This window comes from Armatimonadota bacterium (genome assembly GCA_016789105.1).
Lineage (GTDB): Bacteria > Armatimonadota > Fimbriimonadia > Fimbriimonadales > Fimbriimonadaceae > UphvI-Ar2.
On the sequence record JAEURN010000009.1, the window covers coordinates 84,068 to 90,450 of the forward strand.

Genomic DNA, 6,383 nt, shown 5'->3' on the forward strand with positions numbered 1-6,383 from the left:
ATGGAAGCACCGCCGAAACCGGTCATCGAAACCCGCAACCTCACAAAAACCTATGTGATGGGGGATATGGTTGTTCGCGCCCTCAACGGGGTTTCGGTCAACATCTACCAAGGTGAATTTGTGGCGATCATGGGTCCGAGCGGATCGGGGAAATCCACGTTCATGAACATGGCGGGGTGTTTGGACCGGCCGACCAGCGGCGAATACTATTTGAACGGTCGGGAAGTCAGCCGGCTATTCGACCAAGAGTTGGCAGAAGTCCGCAACAAGTACATCGGGTTCGTCTTTCAGACGTTCAACCTCTTGCCGCGGACGAGCGCACTCAAGAACGTGGAGCTCCCGCTGCTTTATGCTGGCACCCGGAACCGGTCCGCATTGGCAAAAGCGGCCCTGGAAAAGGTGGGTCTGGGCCAGCGGGTTCACCACAAGCCCAACGAGCTTTCGGGGGGCCAGCAACAGCGGGTGGCGATCGCGCGGGCAATTGTAACGGATCCGGTGATCATCTTCGGCGACGAACCGACCGGGAACCTGGATACGCGGACGAGTTTTGAGATCATGGCCCTGTTCCAAGAGCTCAACCGGGCGGGCAAAACGGTTGTGATCGTCACTCACGAAGAAGACATCGCCCGTCATTGCAGTCGCATCATCCGGTTCCGGGATGGGAAGATCGAAAAGGATGAGCTTGTCGAACATCCGATCGATGCCCGTGAAGAGCTGGCGAAGCTTCCGTCGGCCGCCGACCTTCCGGCCTGAATCGACCGGCTCAGCCAGCATCATAATCATGAAAAAACTGTCATGATTTGAATCTTGATAATCTGTTGCAAATTTGCAAGAACATGCTGTGCCGCCAGGTAGTTTCAGCCGATCTTTACCGAAAGAAACACCAGGTAGGACCATGCTGACACCGCTTTTTGGCCTTGATGCCCGCGAACAACAACGCCGTTTGGACATCAACCGGATCACAAACGACGACCGCGACGCACTGCGGGACATGAAACCCTTCTTCGACAAGCATATGGCCGATATCGTGGACGCGTTTTATGCCCACATCGGCCAATATCCCGACGCCCTAGCAATCGTGACTGCCGCGGGGTCGAACATCGACAAACTGAAGAAGACCAATCCGAATTACTTTGCCGAAATGCTGAACGGCGAATTTGGGGCCGGATACTTTGAAAGCCGATTGATTGTAGGCCAGATCCATGCCCGGATCGGGCTGGAGCCAGTGTGGTTTTATGCGGCGATGAGCACCTATTACGACGTGATTTTCGACTTGATGGTGAAATCGAACAAGTTCAGCCCGGCCAAGCTCAGCCGTTGGCTCCGGGCCTTTCAAAAAACTTTGAACCTCGACCAGGCGCTGGTGATGGAAGCGTACATCGAGTTTGGCTACATTGCCAAAATTCGCGAAATTGTAGACCAGTCGCGGGAGATCGCCACAAACCTGCAACACAACAGCGAACAGCTTTTGGCCGGGAGCGAAGATTCTGGTCGGGCCATCACCGAACTGGCAAAGGTCAGCGAGCAATTGGCGGGTTCGGCAACCGTCCAGGCGGATGCCAGTCAGAGCGCAGCCTCCAGCATGCGGGAACTTGCCCAAGCGAGTTACAAGATCAGCGAAGGGTCGATCCACCAGCAGACGGCCCTCTCGGACGCCGGTGAAGTGGCACGAACGGTTTTGTCTAGCATCGACGAAATCGCCAAACAATCGAAAGTCTGGGAAGAGATCCGAGAGAAAATGGTCGCCATCGACCGGGTCAAGGCGACCGTGTCCGAGACCGCGAACCAGGTCAACGAGATGACGACCCGGTCAGACGAGATCGGGCGGATCGTGCAGACCATCGAAGACATCGCGGCCCAAACGAACCTCCTGGCTTTGAACGCTGCCATCGAAGCGGCCCGGGCCGGGGAAATGGGCCGGGGGTTTGCCGTTGTGGCCGAAGAAGTCCGGAAACTTGCCGAGCACAGTTCGGTGGCAACTAAAGAGATCGCCGTCTTGATTAACGCCGTGCAAGCCGGCAGCCAACAGGCCGCAGCGTCGATGGAACAAACCATCACCGACGTCGAAGGGGCGGCCGAAATCACGCTGATGGCAGCCGGGTGCCTGGAAGGGATCGCCAAAACCGCCGAAGAGACAACAAAACTGAATGTGCAACTCTCATCGGCCATGGAACAAGTCAACAGCGTGGCGGAATCGAACCTCCAACTCATCGAGCAGATCAACCACGAAGTGAGTTCGGCGAATTCGGGGATCGAGAACATCGCGGCCACAAGCGAACAGAACAGCGCCGCAACGGAAGAGATGAGTGCCTCGACAGAGGAGATGACGGCTCAAGTGGAAGAGCTTGTGGCCAGCGTCCATGAGGTCAATGCCCAAATCTCCCAGCTCAACGCGGTAATCAACGAGGCCCAGCAGGTCGTTTCAAGAAACAAGGAAGGCAACTCACGCGCCGCAGCGTAAAGAGAAGACGGCGGCTCGGACAATCGGCGCGCCCCCCTGGCATCCATGGGGGGCGCGCCTCCCTTTGGGGCGACCCCCGTCGCCGGAGTCAACTTCGCCCCATCTCGGTCAAGGGCAATGCTGCCTGGTGCGGCGATAATGAGGTTGATGCGGCTCCTATGGAACCTGTTGGGCTTTGCCATGGTGGGCACGGGGCTAGTTGGCATTGCCGTTCCAGGAATGCCTTCGACCATTTTTTTTATTCTGGCCCTGGCAGCATTCACCAAGGGGGCAAATGAAAAGTGGCGCAGGAAGTTGCTAGACCACAAAATCATTGGGCCGACCCTCACCCATTGGGAGCGACACCGGAGCATCAGCCGCCGGATCAAGTGGGTGGCATGCCTGAGCATCGTCGTTTTTTGCGGGCTGTCAATGTTTGCAATCCGCAAGCCATGGGTTAAAGCGGTGGTCGGCGGCCTCGGGTTGGCCGGGATCGGTTACATTGTCACTCGCCGGAACACTGAAGATATCGAAGAGTTCTCGGGGGCCCATCCAGGTGTTCCCGCCGCCGACCAGTTGGGTGCATGACCGGCGGCGGGGGGCCATCATGGGGCGATCCGGATCGATTCCATGACTTTAATGGCGGTTTCAAAGGCCGCTTTGGATGTGTTGTCATAGGTCAGGCAGACGATCATCCGTTCATTTGCCCGCCCGATGATCCCAATGACCTGCGTCATCTTGACGCCGTTTTCGGCATTGTAAAGGTCATAGCAGATCCAAGCGGAATCCACGCCCCGGACGGTCTTATTCAAGAAGTCACCCTGGACGAAACTCGGGTTGCCCCGCATGGATTGAAGGGTTTGGTTGGCGCAAAAGGCCGGACTTTCCATGGTGGCCGCGGGATCTGTAACGGACTTGACCCCGACGATCAGGACGGGGTCAGCGACCGTTGCCTGGAACTCGGGCCCCGGTAAGGCCGAAGCCGCATCGTTCGGGGAGAACGCCGCAGGCGCAGAGATGGCATATTTCGATCCAGGGATCCGGAATTCTCGCCAGGGTTCGGCCGGTCGGACGCCGGCGGCGGCCGCTCCGGCGACCGCGATTGCCAGCAAAGCGGCCAAAGCACGTTTGATTGTGGTTGTCATGAGTAGTGTTTCCTTTCGCAGGCAAATGGGTGCCCAACGGCACTCGGTGGCCTGCCGAAAGGGAAAGAGCCGCTGGGCAACGGCCTCAGGGAAGTGAGCGGCGAGATGCCCACTGGGCGGCTCCGGCGTCGACAAACCTCCAAGGTGTCTCGTGGCCTTTGCCGACGGCGAGCCCGATCCGCGGCGTGGCGATGACCTCACGGGCCTGCTTGTCTGGCAAAATGTGAACCCTAGAATCGGGATCCAGAGCGTCCAACCCGTATTCGGCAGCACCAATCCCGTAAGCCGCGCAGATTTTCCCCGGCCCATTGGCCAAATCGTGGATTGACTTGGCTCTTGGCCGGTTGAGTCGGACGGCATCGAGGTTGTCCAGCGGGATGGCTGCGCGGATGAGGATGGCCGCAGGCACCCCCGCTGGCCCGGCGGTGAGATTGAGCATCCAAGAACTCCCGTACACGAAATAGGTGTAGAGGTGGCCGGATGGGCCGAACATCGCCCGGTTCCGTGGGGTCTCTCCCCGGAAGGCGTGAGAGCCTGGATCTTGGGAGCCCGAATATGCTTCAACCTCAACGATTTGGCACGAGCCGACGGGGGTCACCAGCCGTGCGCCCAGGAGCATGGCGGCCGATTCTTCGACGGGAAGGAGGGTCAACCGCTTCCGGAGTTCTTCGCCGTCCACGCCATGATTGAACCAGATCGCGTGAAGACACGGGGCAGGCCCTGAACAGTGGGGGAGCTCATCGACCCATGACTAACGACTGATCGGCATGACGTTGAGAATCACGGCACCGCAAACGGGATGACTTTCGTGTTAATCAACCCTGTCATATCCTTCCATGCGACTTTCACTTGGTATTCGCCCTCGGCATAGGCACCGATGGCGTATTTGTCGAACGGGAAAGTCAGGCCGAATTTGGAGATGATGAACTTCCGATTGGTTTCCTCAGGCAACGTGTCGATCTCATCCATGCCCCGTTCGCGTTTGGCGGCGTTTGCCCGCGGGAGCACGATGACGTCGAGGATATCTGATTCGGTGACGCCCGGTGCCAGCAGGTCTTTGAGGGTGAGTTGTTGGGCCTTGCCCCTGATGAGCGCTACATTGACGACTTCCGTCCAGCCGTTGGGGTGGGCGCCACCGGAGTAATTGTAAGTGTCAATCAGAACGCTGACCAAGTTCGGGGTTGCCATCGATACCGTGCATCCAACTTCGTGCTCCCAAGGGGCAACGGGCTTGTAGCCGGGCTCCATCGCATCTTTTTTGAATTCGACGATATCACCCATCACTGCCGATTTGATGAGTGTGTTGGCTAAATTGTTGACCGCAGATTTGGGGGAGAGTTCGACCCAGTGGAGGTTGAGTTCATATTTGCCCTTTTTGGTGTCATGCAAGGATTTATGGGTGATCTTTGTATCGGCGAAGGCTAATACGACCAGTGCGGCAGCGGCGAGGGGCATGGCGGCATTTTACTGGAAGCCTACGCCTGGGGCACCTTCCCCAAGGGCGGGATAAACTGCACTGAATGAACGACACGTTGCAAAGCTGGCTCAAAGGCGAGATCCAAGGGTTGAAGGACGCCCACCTTTACAAAACGCCGCGCATCCTGGAATCCCCGGCGGGCGGGCGGGTCCGGATGGACGGTCGGGAAGTCATCAACCTCAGCAGCAACAACTATCTGGGGTTGGCGAACCATCCCAAGGTTCGCCAGGCGGCGTTGGAGGCTATTGAAAAGTGGGGGGTTGGTGCCGGGGCCGTGCGCTGGATTGGTGGCACCATGGCGATCCACGACGAATTGGAGGAACGTCTTGCCAAGTTCAAGAAGGTAGAGGCTGTGCTCGTTTTCACGAGCGGATTCACGGCAAACAGTGGGTGCATCCCGGCGGTGGTTACTGGCGAGGATGTGATTATCAGCGATGAGCTTAACCATGCCTCAATCATCGACGGAGTGCGGCTGAGTGCGGCGAGTTACCGCAAGAGCGACGGCTGGGTCTATGCGCATAAGGACATGGATCAGTTGGAGGATTGCCTCCGGCGGGCGCAAAGCTTTAATAAGCGCATGATCATCACTGACGGCGTTTTCAGCATGGATGGCGACATCGCCCCGCTGCCAGAAATTGTGGGTCTTGCGGAGCGGTATGACGCCTTTGTAATGGTGGATGACGCCCATGCCAGCGGCGTGTTGGGCAAGAATGGGGCCGGCACCGCCAGCCACTTCGACCTTTACGGCCGAGTGGACATCCAGTTGGGCACATTGAGCAAAGCCCTCGGCGTTGTCGGTGGTTATATTGCCGGGAGTGCGCCATTGAAGGAGTGGTTGGTCAACCGTGGCCGGCCATACTTGTTCTCCACTGCCCACCCGCCGATGGTCGCTGCTGCCCTCATTGCTGCGCTAGATGTGATGGAAAACGACCCCGAACCCATGGCGAAACTATGGGACAACGCCCGCAAATGGAAAGAGATGTTGCACGGGGCGGGGTTCGACACAATGGGCAGCGAGACCCCGATCACCCCGATCCTTTTTGGAGAGGAGAAGGCGGCCCAAGAGGCGGAGCGGTTGTTGTGGGAAGAAGGCGTCTATGCTCTCGCGATCGTGTATCCGACGGTGGGCAAGGGCAAGGCGCGCATCCGCACCATGCCCAATGCGACCCATACCGACCAAGATCTTGCTGATGCCTTGGGTGCCTTCATCCGGGTGCGTGACAAGCTCGGCGCCGGGGTTTAGCCCGCATTCCCCTCCCCAAGTCTGGGGAGGGTTGGGAGGGGTTGTTTTCTCCACTCGGGCTCCGCTCCTCATACCCTG

General features: G+C 58.3%; 7 protein-coding genes. 4 read left to right on the plus strand and 3 right to left on the minus strand.

Features of this window, described 5'->3' with window-relative positions; all coding sequences use genetic code 11:
* The 3 genes from JNM28_11680 (at window position 1) to JNM28_11690 (ending at window position 3,028) form a co-directional block, all read left to right on the plus strand.
* Window positions 1-753, plus strand: a complete 753-nt coding sequence (locus tag JNM28_11680; GenBank protein MBL8069102.1) for an ABC transporter ATP-binding protein — start codon at window positions 1-3, stop codon at window positions 751-753.
* Window positions 754-1,276: 523 nt separating this feature from the next.
* Complete coding sequence (locus tag JNM28_11685; GenBank protein MBL8069103.1) at window positions 1,277-2,461, plus strand: hypothetical protein; 1,185 nt, start codon at window positions 1,277-1,279, stop codon at window positions 2,459-2,461.
* 147 nt (window positions 2,462-2,608) lie between these two features.
* Complete coding sequence (locus JNM28_11690) at window positions 2,609-3,028, plus strand: YbaN family protein (protein MBL8069104.1); 420 nt, start codon at window positions 2,609-2,611, stop codon at window positions 3,026-3,028.
* A 17-nt stretch (window positions 3,029-3,045) separates the two neighbouring features.
* On the opposite strand, the gene JNM28_11695 is transcribed toward JNM28_11690, so the two are convergent.
* From JNM28_11695 to JNM28_11705, 3 genes are all read right to left on the minus strand, one after another.
* Window positions 3,046-3,585: a hypothetical protein gene (locus JNM28_11695; GenBank protein ID MBL8069105.1), complete on the minus strand. Its 540-nt coding sequence runs from the start codon at window positions 3,583-3,585 to the stop codon at window positions 3,046-3,048.
* 85 nt (window positions 3,586-3,670) lie between these two features.
* Window positions 3,671-4,264, minus strand: a complete 594-nt coding sequence (locus JNM28_11700; GenBank protein ID MBL8069106.1) for a DNA-3-methyladenine glycosylase — start codon at window positions 4,262-4,264, stop codon at window positions 3,671-3,673.
* 101 nt (window positions 4,265-4,365) lie between these two features.
* Window positions 4,366-5,040: a DUF3298 and DUF4163 domain-containing protein gene (locus tag JNM28_11705; GenBank protein ID MBL8069107.1), complete on the minus strand. Its 675-nt coding sequence runs from the start codon at window positions 5,038-5,040 to the stop codon at window positions 4,366-4,368.
* A gap of 65 nt (window positions 5,041-5,105) precedes the next feature.
* Here JNM28_11705 and JNM28_11710 point away from each other — a divergent pair, with 65 nt between their 5' ends.
* Complete coding sequence (locus JNM28_11710) at window positions 5,106-6,305, plus strand: glycine C-acetyltransferase (protein ID MBL8069108.1); 1,200 nt, start codon at window positions 5,106-5,108, stop codon at window positions 6,303-6,305.
* Window positions 6,306-6,383: the final 78 nt, after the last annotated feature.

Excerpts from the sequence above, each read along its gene's own strand:
- JNM28_11680 (MBL8069102.1), top strand. The coding sequence starts at position 1 with ATGGAAGCACCGCCGAAACCGGTCATCGAAACCCGCAACCTCACAAAA.
- JNM28_11685 (MBL8069103.1), top strand. The coding sequence starts at position 1,277 with ATGGTGAAATCGAACAAGTTCAGCCCGGCCAAGCTCAGCCGTTGGCTC.
- JNM28_11690 (MBL8069104.1), top strand. The coding sequence starts at position 2,609 with ATGCGGCTCCTATGGAACCTGTTGGGCTTTGCCATGGTGGGCACGGGG.
- JNM28_11695 (MBL8069105.1), bottom strand. The coding sequence starts at position 3,585 with ATGACAACCACAATCAAACGTGCTTTGGCCGCTTTGCTGGCAATCGCG.
- JNM28_11705 (MBL8069107.1), bottom strand. The coding sequence starts at position 5,040 with ATGCCCCTCGCCGCTGCCGCACTGGTCGTATTAGCCTTCGCCGATACA.
- JNM28_11710 (MBL8069108.1), top strand. The coding sequence starts at position 5,106 with ATGAACGACACGTTGCAAAGCTGGCTCAAAGGCGAGATCCAAGGGTTG.